This window comes from Piscibacillus sp. B03, assembly GCF_052246295.1.
Lineage (GTDB): Bacteria > Bacillota > Bacilli > Bacillales > Alkalibacillaceae > Piscibacillus.
On sequence record NZ_JBQQCO010000007.1, the window covers coordinates 1 to 16,726 of the forward strand.

Here is a 16,726-nt window from a genome sequence, read left to right on the forward strand (position 1 = left end):
GTTAGTGGAGTTCGAGGAGGCTCGCGGATCGCCCGCGGAAAGGGAAGGCCTAACCTGGAAGGTTCCCCTTAAAACACATAGTGAATTATCAGAAAATAACCTTTACCCCAACAAATATTATAGAGCCTCTATAAAAAACCCGTGAAACCTTGTCGATTTCACGGGTCAATACTAATTATTATTCTTCCTTTTCTTCTTCAAAAAATTTACGATATTCCGGTGTGATTTGCGTATAGGTTACATCACCGTATTGATCTGTATCGATTACAAATGAACCGTTACTGTAACGATCACTTTCTCTAAACTCTAGTGGTGTTACTTCTTTAACTTCACCTTTTTCGGTTTCAATCGTAATCGTTGTATCATCTCCAACTAAATAAAATCCTACAATTCGATGAGGGTTGCGCTTAAGTTCTCTTAACATAACTAATCCACGTTTAGCGCGAGTGCTCATCTCAAACTCAGATATGCTCATTCTCTTACATGCCCCTCTTTGTGTGACAACAAATAGTGAAGGGTTGTATAGGTCATCAAACACCTCACCATTTACGATGTATTCCCCACTTTTTAAGGACATAGATTTAACACCAGCCGTTTTTACACCTACAGACTTCAGCTCATCTTCATGGTACCAAAGGCCATAACCTGTATTAGAAGCTAAGAAAATATCCTGATGTCCATTTGTCAAATGAACATTCACCAGCTCATCGTCACCCTTCAGTTTCATTGCTGTAATAGGTTTCGAGTAGCGTTGTACTTTATAAGATTGCAAGTCTGATTTCTTGATCATTCCATGCTTAGAAATCGTTAAAATGTATTGTTGCTCATTAAATTCTCGTATTGGAATTGCTTTTATAATCGCTTCATCTCGTTCTATCGGAATAATATTAGCAATATGCTGCCCCATATCTTTCCACTTAATGTCAGGGAGCTCGTGTACTGGTATAAATAAATACTGGCCTTTATTCGTAAAGACTAATAAGGTATCTGTCGTATTAATCTCCATAACGTGAATGATCTGGTCATTATCCTTCATCTGGAGATCTCCCATATTGGATGCTGCATAAGAACGTATACTTGTTCTCTTAATATAGCCCTCTTTTGTAATGGACACGACTACATCTTCAGAAGGAACCATAACTTCTAAATTGATTTTGATATCCTCAATCTCAGATTCAATTTTCGTTCGACGATCTGACTTATAATTTTTCTTAACGGTTTTTAAATCTTTTTTAATAACTTGAAGGAGTTTCTTTTCATCTTCTAAAATGGCTGATAATTCTTCAATAAGCTCCTTAAGCTCATTCGCTTCCTTCTCTAAATCTGTTATATCCGTATTTGTTAAACGATAGAGTTGGAGCATTACGATTGCTTCTGCTTGTTCTTCAGTAAAACTAAATAACTCTATTAATCGGTCTTTTGCATGTTTCTTATTATCTGAAGAACGAATAGTTGCAATAACATCATCTAAAATAGATATAGCATGAATAAGTCCTTCTAAAATATGAGCACGATCTTTTGCCTTCTTAAGATCATATTTCGTTTGACGTTCAACGACTTCACGCTGATGCTCTATGTAAGCGTCGAGAAGCTGTGTCAGATTCATGACTTTTGGTGTTTTATTAGCAATCGCTACCATATTGAAGCTATACGAGATTTGTAAATCTGTGTTTTTATAAAGATAGTTTAAAACACCTTTACTATCAGCATCTTTTTTGAGCTCAATGACAACTCTTAAACCAGTTCGATCCGTTTCGTCACGTACCTCTGATATCCCTTCAACTTTTCGCTCAATTCTTAATTCATCCATTTTCTTAACTAAATTAGCTTTATTTACTTCATAAGGTAACTCTGTAATCACGATTTGCTCTTTGCCACCTCTTAAAGGTTGAATTTCAGCTAGGCCACGTACTACAATCTTACCTTTGCCTGTTTCATAAGCTTTCTTAATCCCCTCAACACCTTGAATAATGCCGCCTGTAGGGAAATCAGGGCCAGGTAATGTCTTCATCAATTCCTCAATTGATGATTCTGGCTTTTCGATTCGTTTTATTACGGTGTCTATGACTTCGGCAAGATTATGAGGTGGTATGTCAGTTGCATAACCTGATGAAATCCCTGTCGAACCGTTAACCAATAAATTTGGAAATTTAGCCGGTATTACGATCGGCTCATGGTCTGTTTCATCAAAATTAGGGATAAAGTCAACTGTGTCTTTCTCAATATCTCTTAATAGTTCTGATGCAATTCCAGATAACCTAGCCTCTGTATAACGCATAGCAGCTGGAGGGTCGCCATCAACACTCCCGTTGTTACCGTGCATTTCGACTAATTCCTGACGCACTTTCCATGTTTGACTGAGTCGGACTAACGCTTCGTAAACCGACGAATCACCGTGCGGGTGGTAGTTACCGATTACTGTACCAACTGTTTTAGCAGATTTACGGAAAGGTTTGTCATGCGTGTTTCTTTCTTGATGCATGGCATACAATATACGTCTTTGCACGGGCTTTAAACCGTCACGAGCATCTGGTAAGGCACGATCTTGGATAATATATTTACTATAACGACCAAATCGGTCACCAATAACTTCTTCTAATGGTAAATCTAAATACTTCGCTTGTTCTGCCAACGTTTTCCCTCCTAGCTATGCAGTCTCTTATTATCTAAAATTGTATCGTCTTCTTCCATACCGAAAGCAACATTTGTTTCGATCCATTTTCGTCTTGGTTCAACTTTGTCACCCATTAATGTTGTCACACGACGTTCAGCACGTGCGACATCCTCAATAGTTACTCGAATTAATGTGCGTGTTTCTGGATCCATAGTTGTCTCCCAAAGCTGATCCGCATTCATCTCACCAAGACCTTTATAGCGTTGGATGGTGTAGCCATTCTTATATTCTTTAAGTAACTTATCCATTTGTTCCTCATCCCAGGCATAATCTTCTTTATGGTTCTTCCCTTTACCCTTAGAAATTTTGAACAGTGGTGGTAGTGCAATATAAATTTTACCTTGTTCAATCAATGGTCTCATATAACGGTAAAAGAAAGTAAGGAGTAATACTTGGATATGCGCGCCATCAGTATCGGCATCTGTCATAATGATGACTTTATCATACTGAGAATCCTCGATATTAAAATCAGCACCTACACCAGCATTTATGGTGTGTACGATTGTTGAGATTTCTTCATTTTTAAAAATATCATCTATCTTAGCTTTTTCAGTATTTATTACTTTTCCCCTAAGTGGTAAAACAGCTTGGAATCTGCGATCACGACCTTGTTTAGCAGACCCTCCAGCAGAGTCACCCTCTACCAAGAATAGTTCATTCTTCTTTGGATTTTTAGATTGAGCAGGTGTTAATTTTCCACTTAATAATGAATCTTTACGTTTGCGTTTCTTTCCATTTCGAGCATCTTCTCTTGCTTTTCTAGCTGCTTCCCTAGCATCTCTAGCTTTAATTGCCTTTTTAATTAACATCTTAGAAACTTCAGGATTTTCTTCTAAAAAGTAAGCTAGTTGTTCAGATACAATACTTTCCGTCACACTACGAGCTTCAGGTGTACCAAGCTTCCCCTTAGTTTGCCCTTCAAACTGGAGTAATTGCTCTGGGATTCGTGTAGAAATGACAGCTGTAAATCCTTCACGAATATCATTTCCGTCTAAGTTCTTATCCTTTTCTTTAAGTAATTGCATCTTTCTTGCATACTCATTAAAAGCACGTGTAATCGCTGTTCTTGCTCCTGATTCATGTGTGCCCCCATCTTTTGTTCTAACATTATTAACAAACGATAAAATGTTTTCGGAATACCCATCATTATATTGAAAGGCAAAATCGATTTCGATTTCTTTTTGTTCACCTTCAAAAGAAATCACAGGGTGCAACCCATCTTTTTCTTCATTAAGATAAGCCACAAATGACTCTAAGCCGTCTGGGTATTTATAAGACTCTGCAACATCATTTCGTTCATCTTTTAATATTATTTCAATTCCTTTTAATAAGAAAGCCGCTTCTCTAAGTCGTTCAGACAAGATATCGAACTGGTAATGAACCTGAGAAAAAATTGTCGTATCAGGCTTGAATCGAATTGTAGTACCACTTTTATTAGTATTACCTTTAACTTCTAACCCCGTTACTGGTTTTCCGCCGTTTTCAAATCGCTGATAATGTTTTGTTCCATCACGACATATTGTGACCTCCAGCCATTCGGACAAAGCGTTAACGACTGAAGCTCCTACCCCGTGTAGTCCCCCACTTGTTTTGTAACCGCCTTGTCCAAACTTACCTCCTGCGTGTAAAACAGTAAATATTACTTCCGGAGTTGGCTTGCCAGTCTTATGTAATCCAGTAGGCATCCCACGACCTTCATCTTTAACAGTAATGGATTCGTCCTTATGAATAGTCACGTGAATTTTATCACCAAAACCCGCTAAGGCTTCATCCACGGCATTATCAACAATTTCGTATACAAGATGATGTAAACCACGATGGTCTGTACTACCTATATACATCCCTGGGCGTTTCCTTACTGCATCTAATCCTTCTAGTACTTGTATTGAATCATCATTATAAGCTTGGTTTGATTGAGACAATCGTACGACCCCTTTCTAATTCTATAAGGTTATCTTTTTATAGCACTGCATAAATTAACTTATTATGTACTTAACATGCTACTGATTAAGGATTATTTAAATCCTACTAGCATTGTGCTTTTTATTTCATTCGGTAAAAGTTAAGAAAATCCCTGTTTATGAACAGAGATTTCCCAAGTTAAACGTTTTAGTTCCCGATTAATCTGGAATGAACAACCTTAATACACAAATCCATTATGACGGTAAAATTGTGTTCTTTCAATAGTTCATATGCTTTTTCATTGGATAGACCTAACTGAGCCCAGAAAATTTTACAATCCGTATTGATTGCATCTTGAGCAACTTCCACTAAATGTTCTGAACGTCTGAATACATTAATAATGTCTATTGGTATGTCTATTTCGTCAAGTGAATTGTAAGCTTTTTCACCTAAGATCTTATCTGCGTTAGGGTTTACAGGAATAATTCGATAACCCTTTTGCTGCATAATTTTTGATACTTGGTAACTCGTACGGTGTGGTTTATCAGATAATCCTACGACAGCTATGTTCTTAGATGACTTAAGCACTTCCTCTAATTCAGAATTAGATGGGTTTTTCAAAAATGACATTGTTGACATCCCCTTTTTCGAACTGTCTTTGACATAAGCATAGCTGTTTTTATATTTTTTCTCAAATAATATTTCATTCTTGTAACAACAAAATTAAAAATGCACTTCTTTATTTGTTTTAGATTTGATAGAATATAATAAGCTAACAATCTATGGAGGAAACAAAATGGAATATGTTATTTTTGCAATTATTGCCTATTTATTAGGGTCAATTCCTTCAGCATTAATTATTGGAAAATTATTTTATCAAATAGATATTCGTGAACATGGAAGCGGAAATCTAGGTGGCACAAACACATTTCGTGTTTTAGGTGTCAAAGCTGGACTTATTGTTTCGATTATGGACATACTAAAAGGGACAGCTGCAACAGTTTTAGCAATCTGGCTAGCGCCTTCAACCGAACCATTAATTATTGGTGCTTTTGCTGTACTTGGACATACTTATCCATTATTTGCTCGGTTTAAAGGTGGAAAAGCTGTTGCAACATCTGGGGGCGTTTTATTAGGAGTAAGTCCGTTATTATTTTTAATTCTAGTTATTTCTTTCTTTACGTTTTTAAAACTGTTCAAATATGTTTCATTAGCATCAATGTTAACAGGAATCATTGCTGTTATTACAGCTGTTATTATGAAAGATATTGGTTTAATTATTGTAACCGTATTATTAGCTAGTTTTGTCATTTATAGACATCGTGATAACATTAAACGAATTAAAGATAAGACGGAACCCAAAATTTCTTGGATGTAACAAGAGCCCCCATTTTTGTGGTGGGCTTTTTGTTTTATAAATGCGTGATCATAAATTAGAAAGGTGCTACTTATGAGAAATAAAATTTTAATTGGTTCAACGATCTTTCTTGTGACATTATTAAGTGTCCTAAATATAAATACGAATGATTATAAAGGTGTTTCTGCTGTACAGGTCTCAAATAATCCAGTAATGACAGAGGAACATTTTCAAGAACCTAAATACTTTGAGTCCTCCATTACGTTGAATGCGATTGGTGATTTATTAATTCATAGCACTGTTTATAAAGACGCTCAAAGTAACAATGGTTATGATTTCAACCCAATGTTTAAAGATATCAAATACTATTTGAGGAATGCTGATATAACGTTTGCTAACCAAGAAACTATTCTAGGCGGAACAGAAATTGGCTTGTCGACCTATCCACAATTCAATACTCCACAAGAACTAGGAGATACATTAAAAGACTCTGGAGTAGATATTGTATCCATGGCAAACAATCATACATTAGACCGTGGAGAAGAAGCAGTTATGAATGCAACAGACTATCTTAATAATATTGGAATTGAATACGTTGGAGCTTATCAGAACGAGGATGATCGAAGTACAGAACGCATTATCCATAGAAAAGGCATAGCTGTTGGCTTTTTAGCTTACACATACGGTACCAACGGCATTCCAGTTCCTGATGGAAAAGATTATTTAGTGAACTTAATAAACGAAGAACAAATTCTAGAGGATATTAGTAACCTTGAGCCTAAAACTGATTTCATTGTCGTTAGTATGCATTTTGGAAATGAGTATCAACCATTACCTAGTGATGAACAAATTCATTTATCAGAATTACTAACGAATCACGGTGCAGATGTTATTATTGGTCACCATCCTCACGTTCTACAACCAGTTGATTGGATTTCAACTGATGAAGGTGATGACAAGTTTGTAGCTTATTCATTAGGAAACTTCTTATCAGGGCAAAAAGGTACAGATCGTTTAATTGGTGCTATTATGCAAATAAAACTGACAAAGACCATCCAACCAAATTTAGAAACAAATCACTTAGTTTCTGAAGCAAAAATAATGCCTACTTATAATCAATATGAAAATTTTAGAAACTATAAAATCGTACCTTTAGTTGAAGCTAATCAATATAGTTTATCAAATGCTGATCAATGGTTTGAGGATAAGAAGAATCTATTACAAACATACACGGATCAAGTTGAAGTTCTTCCTTATTTAGAATAAGTTTAATAAATTGATATACAAAGTACCATTCATTATACTTATATTATGGTTCAGTGTTATGCCCTATTGAAAGGAGCTCTAGTTATGAACGAAACTAAAACGAAGAAACAATTACCTGAAAAAGCAGAAAGACATAAATTATTCGGATCCGTTGAGCCAGGCCCCCGTACTAAACCAGAAGAAAAAAGCAAAATGCCTGACTTACAAAATACGAAAAAGGATTTCTTATTTGAATTAGATGCAGTTGGAATCCAGAACGTAAAGCACCCTATTGTAGTACCTAGTTCTATTAAACCGCTAGAACAAACAACAATTGGAAATTTTTATTTCGCTTCTTCTATCTCGCAAGATTCTAAAGGTACAAATATGAGTCGTTTTACCGAACAGTTAAATGAGTATTATGACAACGGCTTTAAAGTAGATATTAAAACAATGAAAAGCTTCGCAAAAGAATTACAAGGTCGTTTAAAGCAAAGAGATGCTGAGGTGTCAGTAGAATTCCCTTGGTTCTTTGAACGCGAAGCACCATATACCGGGAAGCCAGGTATGAATCATGCAGATGCTTGGATTAACGTTAAATATGATGAAATAAATGGGTATGACATCAAAGTTGGTTTAAAAGGTAAAATCACCACCTTATGTCCTTGCTCAAAAGAGATAAGTGAATATAGTGCACATAACCAACGTGGTAATGTAATTATAGATGTGACGTTAGCACCTGATTTTGATGAGGATCAGCATGATTGGAAAGCACTTTTATTAGAAGCTACTGAATCTAATGCTAGCGCTAGAATACATCCTGTATTAAAACGACCAGATGAAAAAATGGTAACAGAGCAAGCATATGAAAATCCGAGATTCGTTGAGGATATGGTACGTTTAGTATCTAGTGATTTATACGAGTTAGATTTTGTTCAAAAATTTCATGTAAAATGCGTTAATGAAGAGTCTATCCACTTACATGACGCAATAGCATCCATTACGTATGATAAACGCAAGGAATAAGTGATAATAAATGAAGTACCTTTTTATTTACCTTATCCGTTTTTATCAAAGGTTCGTTTCACCCTTAAGGGGTCCATCCTGTCGTTTTTACCCAACTTGTTCAGAGTATGGTTTAGAATCTTTTAAGAGGTTTGGTCTTTTTAAAGGGATTTATTTGACTGTGAAGCGGATTCTTAAATGTCACCCATTCCACCCTGGAGGATTCGATCCAGTACCCGAAAAGAAATCGAAACAGCAATAGAGGTTGGGACAAAAGATATCTTAACCTTAAAGAAGACGAATATTAGAAGTCAAGTTACTCTTAATATTCGTCTTCAATTTTTAGCTACGTCAAAATGCTTCGCTTTCCGCAGGCACATCTTCAACTTCCCCAAACTCACATTCGTTCGGGGATTAAGGAAGTTCGGCTAAATTCGCAACATCCATGTAGCGACGCCGAACTGACCCACATCCTGTGGCCCCTCAGCTCGTGCTGTCTGCGACGACCTGGACGGTCAAGTGTCGGCGTTGGCCACAAATGCTACTTGTAATACTTCTTTGCTTAATTTGCGCCGAGTAATCGCAGGCGCAGGACGTGGCCGCACTTAGCCGACCAGGAGTCTCGCATTTTGACTACGCTAATAACACTCAATATTCGTTTTTTTAAACTACTTTTCTTTTGTCCCAGCCTCTAAATTTATTTAAACCTATTTAATTGGTCTAATTTACCCTCAGCTCTTAAAATATCTTTCTGAAATGAACCTATTAAATCAAAGTGCGGATATCTCTCATCTTTATGTATCCATTTTGGATTTAAACCGTGTTTCTTCCCCCACAGTTTTAATTTTTGTATATCACTACAACCTACTTTTGTAACAGTTTTCATATTCGGATATCGATCATCTAGCCAATAATGAGTTATAAAGGCAATCTCCCCCTCTTCAACTCTTCGTTTCCATTCCTTTAACTCTTCTCTCTTAAGACCAAATGCCATATTACTCCTCCACTGCTTTCAAGTAAGCCTCATGCCATTCTGGAAAGTGTTTTTTGATTGATATTGGTCTAAAATTAGATTTTTTAACACAGACATGTGTAGATTTTCCTGTAACACATAACGTTCCATCTTCAGCATAAATCTCATACCCATAAATGACACGAAAACCGTCATAATAATCAATCCATGTTTTAACTGTTGCTGTTTGACCATAACGAATTGCTTGTTTATATTTAGCTTCAATATCTAATACAGGAGATACGACCCCTTCTTCTTCCATTTCAGCATACTTAAAACCTAACTGTTCTATAAGGTGAGTTCGTCCAATTTCAAACCACACTAAATAATTAGCATGATAAACAACCCCCATTTGATCTGTTTCTTGGTATCTTACTTTAATTTCAGTTTCATTGACAACCATGATGTAAACTCTCCCATTTCAATAATAACTGTTACTATTTTAACATAATTTATTCAGAAAGATTATAAATCTAGACAAGCGCAAACGTCGTTAAACAAGCATAGTGGTAGTCGTATTGCCGCAAAATTAAGTAAGAGTTAATTTGTAAATTTGAGAATTTAAAAAAGCTGGCTTAAAGCCAACTTTTTTAGTGATCATGTGCCTCATCTGCTACTTCTTCCCTTAAACCTTGAACAGATTGACGTCTACGTTCATTTTTAGCCTCAATCTGTTGCTTTTGTTCATTAGACGCTGTTTCCATCGATTCTTCTGCTTCCTCAATGTTTTCAAGTGTATTCTGGATATTAGATTGAATCTTTTCCACATTATCTGAACGATCATCAGGCTTTGGATGTTTATGGTTTGTCATTTAAATATCAACTCCTTCACAATTTGTCATTATTTTGTGAAGGTAACGCAAACATTATACATTCTTTTCTGCTTCTTTAAGCGCTCCTAATCGTTCATCTAGGCGATCATAAATTTTTTCCATTTCATCTGGGTTTTTCATAATCTTTTCTTTTTCACTCTCGATCAAAGACTGAAATGTAACAAAATCTTTTTTACGCAACATAATCGTCTCCTTCTTGTTTTGCAAATAGTTTGACCATTATGTTGGTAAAATATACATACTGTTAATCTAATTCTTCCATTATTTGTACCATTTCTTCATATGTCATTGGGCCAGATTTCCGTTGTAATTGAATTTCACCATTTGAATTAATGAAATAAGTTGTTGGTAGGTTTGGAATTTTATAGCGCGCTGCAACCTCTGTCGTTTCATCGAATAAAATGGGGAATGTTAAACCATAATCCTCAACGAATTCTTTTGCATTATCAATAACCGGTTCATTTGTATTTACAGCTAAAACTGCTACCTCATCACCAAACTCTTCATGGAAATCTTGCATATGTGGCATCTCATCTTTGCAAGGTCCACACCATGAAGCCCAAAAGTTTAGAAATACTTTTTTGCCTCTGAAATCGCTCAATTGAACTGTTTTTCCACTCATCGTTTCTAACTGAAAATTTGGTGCTAGATCTCCAACATCTGTTCCTCCAGACTCAATATCCATACCTTCAGGAACTATGAAAATTGAATCATTCTCTTTCTCTACTTCTTTTGAGAAAGCTGTATTATAAACTACTATACCTATTAACGTAAATATTAAGCTTATTGCAAATATTCTTTTCCAAAACATTGTGCTCCTCCTTGTAATACATTAGAGCGTTTATATTATTCAACACATTATATCTTATCAAATATTTAATGCATCGAGTATTTTGTAAAACAAAAACAAATGAAAACTTTGTTAAAACTAATCCTATTTATGGAATAACTGGACGTTAAGAAGACAAACTATACATTAGAAAACAACAAGGAGGTCAATATTATGAAAGATCAGTCTCAAAATGAACCAAGTAAAAAACAGGAACAATTAGAGGATTTTAAAGTAGAGCATGAAGGTAAGGAATTGACAACTAACCAAGGAACTAAGGTTTCAAACACATCAGATTCTTTAAAAGCTGGAGAACGTGGTCCAACAATTATGGAAGATTTTCACTTTCGGGAAAAAATGACCCATTTCGACCATGAACGAATTCCAGAACGGGTTGTTCATGCCAGAGGTTTCGGTGCACATGGATATTTTCAAGTGTATGAACCTTTAACTGAATTAACAAAAGCAAAGTTCTTACAAGATCCAAATGTTAAAACACCTGTGTTTGTAAGGTTTTCAACAGTTGTAGGCTCACGTGGATCAGCTGATACTGTTAGAGATGTACGTGGTTTTGCGACAAAGTTCTATACTGAGGAAGGTAACTTTGATCTAGTTGGTAACAATATGCCAGTTTTCTTTATTCAAGATGCCATAAAATTCCCAGATTTGGTGCACGCAATAAAACCAGAACCAGATAATGAAATCCCTCAAGCATCTGCCGCTCATGACACGTTTTGGGATTGGGTAGTCAATAATCAAGAAACAGCTCATATGATTATGTGGCTTCTTTCAGATCGTGGTATTCCTAGAAGTTTCCGCATGATGGAAGGTTTTGGAGTACATACCTTTAGATTAGTTAATGAAGAAGGTAAGGCTCGGTTTGTAAAATTCCACTGGAAACCAAAACTAGGCGTCCACTCCTTAACTTGGGATGAAGCTCAAAAAATTGCAGGTAAAGATCCAGATTTTAACCGAGGAGATCTATGGGATGCTATTAACAATGGAGAATATCCTGAATTTGAATTAGGTCTTCAAATAATAGAGGAAGAGCAAGAATTCGATTTTGATTTTGATATATTGGATGCAACAAAAATTTGGCCTGAAGAACAAGTGCCAGTCAAAATAGTTGGGAAAATGACATTAAACCGAAACCAGGATAATTTCTTTGCAGAAACAGAGCAAGCAGCATTTCATATGGGTAATGTTGTGCCTGGAATTGACTTTACTAATGACCCATTACTACAAGGGCGTCTCTTTTCTTATTTAGATACTCAATTATTACGTTTAGGTGGCCCGAACTTTCACGAGATTCCGATTAATCGACCTATTATACAGTATTACAATAACCAAAGAGACGGATTTCATCGAATGACCATCGATAAGGGAAAAGTTGCTTACTTCCCTAACTCTATCAGGCAAAACTACCCTATGCCTGTACCAGGTAAAGATGGGGGTTATGAGCATTATCAAGAGAAAGTAGAAGGTAGAAAAATTCGCACTCGAAGTGAAAGCTTTAATGACCACTTCAGCCAAGCAAGGTTATTTTGGAATAGTATGTCACCTGCTGAAAAGAAACATATTATTAAAGCATTCCACTTTGAGGTTGGTAGCGTAAAAGATAAAACAATCCGTCAAAAAGTCGTAGACATGTTTAATCAAGTAGATGGAGATCTTGCAAAAGAAGTTGCAAAGGGTATTGGAGCACAACCACCAACTAAGAAAAATACGGTTGCTATAACAGATACATCACCAGCCTTAAGTCAAGAGAACACAATTAAAACACCGCAGACAAGAAAAGTTGCCGTTATTGTGGATGAAGGATTTAATTATAATGAGTTAAAACAAGTCTTAGTATCATTTCAAAAGCAAGGGGTTCATCACGAGATCATCAGTAAAACTTTAAGTCCTGTTAACAGTGCGGACGGAAATCAAGTTGAACCTCATAAGAGTTTTGCAAATAGCCATTCAGTTATGTACGATGCTCTCTACATTCCTGGTGGTCAACATATCGAAATGTTAGCAGGGTATAAAGAGACTAAAGACTTTGTTAATGACACATATGCTCACGCAAAACCAATTGGTGCTACAAATGAAGCAATACAACTTCTATCACAAACTCTGGTAAATAATATCGCTTATACTAATGATCATAATGGAGAAGTCTATTCTAACCTTGGTGTAGTGACAATTAATGATGCTAATGATTTAACTGAATTTAATCAAGCATTTATAGATGCCATTGCTCAACATCGTCACTGGATGCGAGAAAATCACGACCGTAAACAAGCATAAGAGAAAGAAGAAAAAGCACATCGCATTTGCGATGTGCTTTAGTTTTGCAATTATTATGCATTTTGTAGCTTGTTACGTAGAACCATTTGAAGGATGCCACCGTGACGGTAGTAGTCAACTTCTACATCACTATCGAAACGAGCAATTACTTCAAATTCTTTTGAATTACCGTCTTCATCAGTTGCAGTCACTTTCACTAGGTCATGTGGTTTAACATCTTCTGTTACTTCAACATCAAATGTTTCTTTACCTGTTAGACCAAGTGATTCAATGCTGTCACCGTCTTTGAACTGAAGTGGTAAAACACCCATCATAACAAGGTTTGAACGGTGGATACGCTCAAAACTTTCAGCAATTACTGTCTTAATACCTAATAAGTCAGTACCTTTTGCTGCCCAGTCACGCGAGCTTCCCATACCGTAATCTTTACCAGCGATTACACATAAGTCAGTACCGTCTTCTTTGTACTTCATGGCAGCATCGTAAATTGGCATTACATCGCCTGTAGGCCAGTATGTTGTAAAGCCACCTTCTTTACCACCTGCAATTTCGTTACGGATACGAATGTTACCGAATGTACCGCGCATCATAACCTCATGGTTACCACGGCGTGAACCGTAAGAGTTAAAGTTACGAGGTGACACGCCTTTCTCCATTAGATATTTACCTGCTGGCATATCTTTAGGGATAGCACCAGCTGGTGAAATGTGGTCTGTTGTTACAGAGTCACCAAATTTACCTATTACGCGCATACCTTTAAGTGGTGTCACTTCTTTTGGATCCTTAGACATTTCCTCAAAAAATGGTGGGTTTTGGATATACGTTGAATCTTCATCCCACTCATAAAGAGGTTCGTCAGTTGTTTGGATTTCATTCCACTTTTCATTAGAGTTAAATACTTCTTCGTATTCTTTACGGAAGATTTCAGGTGTAACAACCTTTTCAATTTCCGATTTAATTTCATCAGATGAAGGCCAAATATCTTTGAAGTATACATCGTTTCCATCTTTATCTTGACCTAATGGTTCATTTAAGATATCAATGTCAACAGTACCTGCTAATGCATAAGCCACAACTAATGGTGGTGAAGCAAGGTAGTTGGCACGTACTAATGGATGAATACGACCTTCGAAGTTACGGTTACCCGATAACACAGAAGCAACTGTTAAATCTGATTCTGCAATTGTTTCTTCAATCTCTGGAAGTAGTGGACCAGAGTTACCGATACATGTTGTACAACCATAACCAACTAAGTTAAACCCTAATTGATTTAGGTATTCCATTAAACCTGAGTTCTCTAGATAGTTTGTAACAACTTTTGAACCAGGAGCTAATGATGTTTTAACGTATTCAGGTACATTTAAGCCTTTTTCTACTGCATTTTTAGCTAGTAGACCTGCACCTAACATTACATGTGGGTTTGAAGTGTTAGTACATGAAGTGATCGCTGCAATTGCAACTGCACCAGTCTTCATAGGAACTTCAGAACCGTCTTTGAATTTAACTACTGCTTCTTTATCTTTTTCGTCTTCAGATAGACCAAAACCTTGGTTACCAGCTGGAGCTGTTAAAGCTTCATTAAATGATTTCTTCATTGCTGATAAAGGAATTAAGTCTTGTGGACGTTTAGGTCCAGATAAGTTAGGTTCTAACTCAGAAAGATCAATTTCCACTAATTGAGTGAACTCAGGATCTTCTTGATCCGGAGTGTAGAATAAGTCGTTCTTTTGTAAATATTCTTTTACAAGTTGAACTTGTTCTTCACTACGACCAGTTAGACGCATGTAGTTTAATGATTCGTCATCAACTGGGAAGAAACCACAAGTAGCACCATATTCAGGCGCCATGTTTGAAATAGTTGCACGGTCAGCTAATGGCATTTCAGTTAGACCAGGACCGAAGAATTCAACAAATTTACCAACAACTTTCTTCTCACGTAACACTTGAGTTACTTTAAGTGCTAAGTCTGTAGCTGTTGTACCTTCTGGGAAGCTTCCAGTTAATTTAACACCTACTACTTCAGGTGTCGGGAAATATGATGGTTGACCAAGCATTCCTGCTTCAGCCTCAATACCACCTACACCCCAACCAAGTACACCTAAACCATTGATCATAGTTGTGTGAGAGTCAGTACCAACAAGTGTATCAGGGAACGCGTCATACGTACCATCATCTTGTTGTTGCTCATGAACAACATTTGCAATGTACTCTAAGTTAACTTGGTGTACGATACCAGTTGCTGGTGGAACCGCACGATAGTTATCGAACGCTTTTTGAGCCCAATGTAAGAACTCATAACGCTCTGCATTACGTTCGAATTCAATTTCCATATTTGCATTTAAAGCATCCGGAGTACCATATTTATCAACCTGTACAGAGTGGTCAATTACAAGATCAACCGGAACTTCAGGATTGATTTGGTCTGGGCTTCCACCCATGTCAACCATTGCTTTACGTAATGAAGCAAGATCAACTACAGCTGGTACACCTGTAAAGTCTTGTAAGATAACTCGTGAAGGTTTGAATGGAACATCTACTGATTCCCCTGTTCCCCACTGAGCTAATTTTTCAACGTGTTCGTCTTTAATAACATGACCATCATGTTGACGTAAAACTGATTCTAAAAGAACACGGATTGAGAAAGGAAGACGAGAAATCTTGCCTAAGCCTTTTTCCTCTAGCGCTTTTAGATGATAATAGTTGTACGTCTTACCATTCAATTCAAATTGCTTTTTTGCATTAAAGGCATGTTCTGTCACGTTTTTACCCCCTTAATGAAAATATGTAGTTTAATAGACAATTCTATAATATTAAAGAACCATCCAATTTTCCGCACTTCTACATTTTATCTGAAATTATTCTAGAAGTAAAACATTTGAACGCATTTTTTATAGATTTATCGAATTAAAGCTTTAATCAAATGTAAAATTAACCAATTCTTTTAAAACAATAGCTTCTTCTTCTTCTGTCATCGTTCTAAAATCTAACAGTGCTTCTTCTCGTTCAACCCTACAAATAATCGGTGGGGTCATCTTTCTTAGCTGCTGTTTAATTTCCTCGGCGGTTAAACGTTCACTAGATAATGACACACCATATGAATCAAGCTCAACTTCTGGTAGTGTCCCTCCACCTACTTTAGACGTTAATCCCACCTCTTTTACGGTTAGAAATGGATTGTGGTATTGTTTATATCGCTCTATAAATTCTATGACTCTGCTTTCTAACTCTTCTTTAGGTTGTAAAATATCTCTAAGTGTTGGAATATCATAGTCTTGCATAATCCATTGTTTTAAAGTTGTTTCTAAAGCAGCATAAGTCATCTTATCAACTCTTAGAACCCTAGCAAGTTGATGTTGTTTTAGGTGGTCTATAAAATGCTTCTTGCCAGCGATTATGCCAACTTGTGGACCACCAAATAGTTTATCTCCACTAAATGATACCAAATCTATACCTTTTTCTAAAACTTCTTTCACTAAAGGCTCCTGGCCCACCTCGTGCCTTTTTAAATCATAAACCATTCCACTTCCTAAATCTTCAAAAGTCATGACTTGGTGTTGGTTAGCTAACGTCACTAAAT

Annotated in this window: 14 protein-coding genes and 1 pseudogene; 5 read left to right on the forward strand and 10 right to left on the reverse strand. The window is 36.4% G+C overall.

Going from position 1 to position 16,726, the window contains the following annotated elements; all coding sequences use genetic code 11:
* Positions 1–178: 178 nt before the first annotated feature.
* The 3 genes from parC to ACTWQB_RS06255 all read right to left on the reverse strand — a co-directional run bounded on the left by parC (position 179) and on the right by ACTWQB_RS06255 (position 5,197).
* A complete protein-coding gene (gene parC / locus ACTWQB_RS06245) occupies positions 179–2,632 on the reverse strand; it encodes a DNA topoisomerase IV subunit A (protein WP_443138329.1) in 2,454 nt (817 codons plus the stop codon).
* 11 nt (positions 2,633–2,643) lie between these two features.
* A complete protein-coding gene (gene parE / locus ACTWQB_RS06250; RefSeq protein WP_443138330.1) occupies positions 2,644–4,596 on the reverse strand; it encodes a DNA topoisomerase IV subunit B in 1,953 nt (650 codons plus the stop codon).
* A gap of 187 nt (positions 4,597–4,783) precedes the next feature.
* Positions 4,784–5,197 carry a CoA-binding protein gene (locus tag ACTWQB_RS06255; protein ID WP_443138458.1) on the reverse strand — a complete coding sequence of 138 codons (414 nt, stop codon included), beginning with the start codon at positions 5,195–5,197 and terminating at the stop codon, positions 4,784–4,786.
* 175 nt (positions 5,198–5,372) lie between these two features.
* Between ACTWQB_RS06255 and plsY the strand changes: the two genes are divergently transcribed.
* The 4 genes from plsY (at position 5,373) to yidD (ending at position 8,445) form a co-directional block, all read left to right on the forward strand.
* Positions 5,373–5,954 (forward strand): glycerol-3-phosphate 1-O-acyltransferase PlsY, encoded by a 582-nt coding sequence (gene plsY / locus ACTWQB_RS06260; RefSeq protein WP_443138331.1) that lies wholly within the window; start codon positions 5,373–5,375, stop codon positions 5,952–5,954.
* A gap of 72 nt (positions 5,955–6,026) precedes the next feature.
* On the forward strand, positions 6,027–7,199 hold the full coding sequence (locus ACTWQB_RS06265) for a CapA family protein (protein WP_443138332.1): 1,173 nt from the start codon (positions 6,027–6,029) through the stop codon (positions 7,197–7,199).
* Positions 7,200–7,283: 84 nt separating this feature from the next.
* A complete protein-coding gene (folE2, locus tag ACTWQB_RS06270; RefSeq protein WP_443138333.1) occupies positions 7,284–8,204 on the forward strand; it encodes a GTP cyclohydrolase FolE2 in 921 nt (306 codons plus the stop codon).
* Between the two features lie 10 nt (positions 8,205–8,214).
* Positions 8,215–8,445 carry a membrane protein insertion efficiency factor YidD gene (yidD, locus tag ACTWQB_RS06275; RefSeq protein WP_443138334.1) on the forward strand — a complete coding sequence of 77 codons (231 nt, stop codon included), beginning with the start codon at positions 8,215–8,217 and terminating at the stop codon, positions 8,443–8,445.
* 435 nt (positions 8,446–8,880) lie between these two features.
* Here yidD and ACTWQB_RS06280 read toward each other — a convergent pair whose 3' ends face one another.
* From ACTWQB_RS06280 to ACTWQB_RS06300, 5 genes are all read right to left on the reverse strand, one after another.
* Positions 8,881–9,177, reverse strand: coding sequence for a hypothetical protein (locus ACTWQB_RS06280; protein ID WP_443138335.1), 297 nt, complete (start codon positions 9,175–9,177; stop codon positions 8,881–8,883).
* Position 9,178: 1 nt separating this feature from the next.
* On the reverse strand, positions 9,179–9,598 hold the full coding sequence (locus ACTWQB_RS06285) for an acyl-CoA thioesterase (protein ID WP_443138336.1): 420 nt from the start codon (positions 9,596–9,598) through the stop codon (positions 9,179–9,181).
* Between the two features lie 187 nt (positions 9,599–9,785).
* A complete protein-coding gene (tlp, locus tag ACTWQB_RS06290) occupies positions 9,786–10,007 on the reverse strand; it encodes a small acid-soluble spore protein Tlp (protein WP_443138337.1) in 222 nt (73 codons plus the stop codon).
* 54 nt (positions 10,008–10,061) lie between these two features.
* On the reverse strand, positions 10,062–10,208 hold the full coding sequence (locus ACTWQB_RS06295; protein WP_443138338.1) for an FbpB family small basic protein: 147 nt from the start codon (positions 10,206–10,208) through the stop codon (positions 10,062–10,064).
* Between the two features lie 64 nt (positions 10,209–10,272).
* On the reverse strand, positions 10,273–10,839 hold the full coding sequence (locus ACTWQB_RS06300; protein ID WP_443138339.1) for a redoxin domain-containing protein: 567 nt from the start codon (positions 10,837–10,839) through the stop codon (positions 10,273–10,275).
* Between the two features lie 192 nt (positions 10,840–11,031).
* Between ACTWQB_RS06300 and ACTWQB_RS06305 the strand changes: the two genes are divergently transcribed.
* Positions 11,032–13,149, forward strand: coding sequence for a catalase (locus tag ACTWQB_RS06305; protein ID WP_443138340.1), 2,118 nt, complete (start codon positions 11,032–11,034; stop codon positions 13,147–13,149).
* A gap of 53 nt (positions 13,150–13,202) precedes the next feature.
* Here the strand turns inward: ACTWQB_RS06305 and acnA are convergent, their stop codons facing one another.
* Positions 13,203–15,908 carry an aconitate hydratase AcnA gene (gene acnA / locus ACTWQB_RS06310; RefSeq protein ID WP_443138341.1) on the reverse strand — a complete coding sequence of 902 codons (2,706 nt, stop codon included), beginning with the start codon at positions 15,906–15,908 and terminating at the stop codon, positions 13,203–13,205.
* Between the two features lie 153 nt (positions 15,909–16,061).
* Positions 16,062–16,724: pseudogene (locus ACTWQB_RS06315) on the reverse strand (aminotransferase class V-fold PLP-dependent enzyme); the annotation flags it as partial.
* Positions 16,725–16,726 lie beyond the last annotated feature (2 nt).

Excerpts from the sequence above, each read along its gene's own strand:
- plsY (WP_443138331.1), top strand. The coding sequence starts at position 5,373 with ATGGAATATGTTATTTTTGCAATTATTGCCTATTTATTAGGGTCAATT.
- ACTWQB_RS06265 (WP_443138332.1), top strand. The coding sequence starts at position 6,027 with ATGAGAAATAAAATTTTAATTGGTTCAACGATCTTTCTTGTGACATTA.
- folE2 (WP_443138333.1), top strand. The coding sequence starts at position 7,284 with ATGAACGAAACTAAAACGAAGAAACAATTACCTGAAAAAGCAGAAAGA.
- yidD (WP_443138334.1), top strand. The coding sequence starts at position 8,215 with ATGAAGTACCTTTTTATTTACCTTATCCGTTTTTATCAAAGGTTCGTT.
- ACTWQB_RS06280 (WP_443138335.1), bottom strand. The coding sequence starts at position 9,177 with ATGGCATTTGGTCTTAAGAGAGAAGAGTTAAAGGAATGGAAACGAAGA.
- ACTWQB_RS06285 (WP_443138336.1), bottom strand. The coding sequence starts at position 9,598 with ATGGTTGTCAATGAAACTGAAATTAAAGTAAGATACCAAGAAACAGAT.
- tlp (WP_443138337.1), bottom strand. The coding sequence starts at position 10,007 with ATGACAAACCATAAACATCCAAAGCCTGATGATCGTTCAGATAATGTG.
- ACTWQB_RS06300 (WP_443138339.1), bottom strand. The coding sequence starts at position 10,839 with ATGTTTTGGAAAAGAATATTTGCAATAAGCTTAATATTTACGTTAATA.
- ACTWQB_RS06305 (WP_443138340.1), top strand. The coding sequence starts at position 11,032 with ATGAAAGATCAGTCTCAAAATGAACCAAGTAAAAAACAGGAACAATTA.